At 75.9% G+C, this 3,157-nt stretch carries 2 protein-coding genes; both read left to right on the forward strand.

Annotated elements, in window-relative coordinates; genetic code table 11:
• The first annotated feature begins 167 nt into the window (after positions 1-167).
• Complete coding sequence (locus EAO70_RS02380) at positions 168-1,466, forward strand: hypothetical protein (RefSeq protein WP_148001372.1); 1,299 nt, start codon at positions 168-170, stop codon at positions 1,464-1,466.
• Between the two features lie 745 nt (positions 1,467-2,211).
• Positions 2,212-3,157: hypothetical protein (locus tag EAO70_RS02385; RefSeq protein ID WP_148001373.1), on the forward strand; the 946-nt coding region annotated here is incomplete at its 3' end.

Consider the following 3,157-nt stretch of genomic DNA (forward strand, 5'->3'; position numbering starts at 1 on the left):
CCCGCCCCGCCGCCCCATCCGTACTACCGGGAACTGGAGTTCCTCACCCCCAGGGAGGCGCAGAGCCGCTTCGTCGTGCGGTTCGGGGAGGACCCGCCCCGCCGCCCCATCCGTACTACCGGGAACTGGAGTTCCTCACCCCCAGGGAGGCGCAGAGCCGCTTCGTCGTGCGGTTCGGGGAGGACCGCAGGCCCCCCGGCCGCCCCGGGTTCCTCGCCCGCCGGGCGGTCCTGGGGGCCGGCGGCGTGCCCGTCGTGCAGTACCGGCTCGCCCCCTCCGAGGCGCAGGGCGGCCCGGAGGCGTACGGACTCCTGGAGCGAGAGGTGGCGGCCTCGGTCGCCCTCGAAAGGCGTTACGGCGCGGAGAAGTTCGTCGGCGTCCTCACCCGGGTCGTCGGCTTCGACCTGTCCGCCGCCGAACCCTTCGTGCTCTACCGCCCGCCGATCGGGCGCCCGCTCACCGAGTGGGCGGGCCGTCTCGACGCCGACGACCAGGAGCGCATCACCGGCCAACTCGCCATGGCCGTCCGCCTCATGGCGGGGCTCGGCATCGTCCACCGGGCGATCACCCCCGAGAACGTCCGCTGGGACGGGACCCGGGCCCGGCTCTGCGAGCCGTACGCGGCGCTGCGCGCGGGGGAGCAGCGCGCGCCGTACGGGGCGGCCCCCTGGGCCCCGCCCGAGCAGCGCGCGGGACGCGGCGCCGTCGACCCGCGCGACGACCTGTGGTCCGTCGCCGCGCTCGCCTACCACCTGCTCTCCGGTCGTACGGACCGGGGCGACGGGCCCCCGGCGGACCTCGGCGACTACCGGCGGCTCGCCGCCCTCCGGCACAGCGGCCTCTTCTCCCCGCACGCGGCGGAACGGCCGCACCCGGACGAGCTGCTGAGGCTCCTCCACGTGCCCGACCCGCTCGCGGCCGGGGCCGAGGCGGTCGACGTGCTCGAACCCTTCCGGGCCCGGTACGACGCCCAACTCGCCCGCAAGCGCGCCCTGACCGGGGAGCGCCGCCCGGTCGGTGCCCCGGCCGCGGAGACCCCGGGAGTCCCCGTCCGGGACGCGCGCCCGCCGTCGCGTCCCTCGCTGTTCACGCGGATCATCCGGGGCGTCGCTCCGAGATCGTCCAGCCCCCGCCGTCCCGCAACCGGATGTGCCCGCACTGCCTGCTCCCCGTCGAGTTCGACGAACGCCTCCTCGTCACCATCGACGCCAAGGGCAACCGCGTCCCGCTCGACCTCAGCACCGAGCGCCGCCCCGCCCACCGCGCGGACGCCCTGCGGAAGGCGTACCACCTGTGCCCGCACACCGTGGACGGCGACGAGGGGCACGAACTGCCCCTGCCCTACCTCGTCAACGGCGAGCCGCTCTCCGTCGCGCTCGTCGGCAGCTCCTCGGTCGGCAAGACCCACCTCCTCGCCGCCATGCTGGGCGAGGTCGAACTCGGCGGCCTCGAACCGTACGGACTGAAGTGCCTGCCGCTCAACCCGGAGGCGCACCGCGCCTATCTGCGCGAGCGCGTCCAGAGCCTCCAGCAGGGCAGGCAGCTGGGACGCACGGGGCAGCAGACCTTCGCCCGCTTCGCCGACGGCCTGCTCGTCTCGGCGGCAGGCGCCGTGCCCCGGCCCGTCGTCTTCTTCGACCTCGCGGGCGAGGACCTCGCCCAGGACAGCGAGGTCGGCCGCTTCCTGATGGGCGTGGACGCCTTCGTCTTCGTCCTCGACCCGCTGCGCGCGCTCCGGCTGCCCTCCCTCGAACCGGTACGGGAGCAGAGCGGGCTGCGGCTGCGGGACCTCGGCGACGAGGCCTTCGCCACCGTGCTCAACCGGATCCCCCGGCAGCGCGGCGGGCTCGTCGCCGCCCCCGCCGCGCTCGCCCTCAACAAGAGCGACCTGGTGCGCTTCGAACCGGTCGTCGACCGCTGGCTCGGCCGCGACCTGCCGGGCCGCCTCGACCCCGCCGCGCTCCACGCCGAGAGCCGGGACGCGTACGCCTTCCTGGCCCAGGCGGCCAGCCCCGCCTGGCTGAAGCCCTTCGACGACTGCGCCGACTGCACCCTGCACTTCGTCGCGGCGACCGGCGGCCAGGCGCGCGGCGACCGATTTCCGCACGGGGCCCGGCCGCGCCGGGTCCTCGCGCCACTGCTGTCGCTCTTCGCCCAGTGCGGGCTGCTGCCCGGGGCGGAACCCGCGGGACCTACGGAGGGGATCGACCGATGACGCGGTCGGAGAACGAGGTCGACCAGATCGTGTTCCGGTGGGACAGCGAGAACCTCACCGGCAGCACCGGCTTCGGACCGGTGGCCTGGTCCGGTCCCCGCGAAGAGGCCGAGAACCTCTTCCGGACGTCCGGGCCCGTGTTGCGCGCCAGCGGCGAGGAGACCCGCCCGGCGCTGATCCGGCTCCAGCGGCGCTCGGAGGTGATGCTCATCCACCGCGCGCCGCTCAAGGACGCCGACGGCGGTACGTCCGTGCTCTGCCACGCCCTCGTCGGTTCGCCCGAACTCCTCGAACCCGCCACCTGCCTCGGGCTGCACGCCTGGAACTGGGAGGGGGCGGCCATGGACGGGGCCCGGGTGCGCGGGCAGCTGCCGGTGATCCCGGAGCGGATCCTGGTCCCCGCGACCGGCCGCGGCCAGGGGGAGCTCGACGGCGCGCTGGAGCACGCGCGCGAGGAGCTCCACGGGATGGTCGCGGAGCTGCTGCGCCACCCGGAGGAGCGGTTCACCGTCCTGGACGAGCGCGGCGACACCGCGGGCCCGGTCCTCTGGGGGCTGCACAGCATGTTCGGCGCGCTCACCGGCCGCCGGTGGACCTTCGCCACCCATGACACGGCGGAACTCACCGCGCTCCGCTTCGTGTTCGTCGGCCGCTGGGCGGGGGCGGCGAGCCGTAACGCCGACCGCCGCCGCGTCGACCCGCGCGAGCGGGTCGGGGACCGGGCGGAGGAGGTCGCGGCCCGGCTCGTCGACCACCACCTCAGGGGCGTCGCGGAGGAGGAGGGCCAGGAGTACGCGGTCGGCAGCGCCCTGCACGGAGCCTCGGCCGTCCGCGGCTCGTCGCTCCTGGAGACGGCGGTGCGGGCGCTGGACGTCCTCGACCGCCGCCACCCCGGCGGGCCCAGGCCCGCCCCGGCGGCACCGGTGCGACAGGCGGGACCCC

Source organism: Streptomyces sp. adm13(2018), assembly GCF_008042145.1.
Taxonomy (GTDB): Bacteria; Actinomycetota; Actinomycetes; order Streptomycetales; family Streptomycetaceae; genus Streptomyces.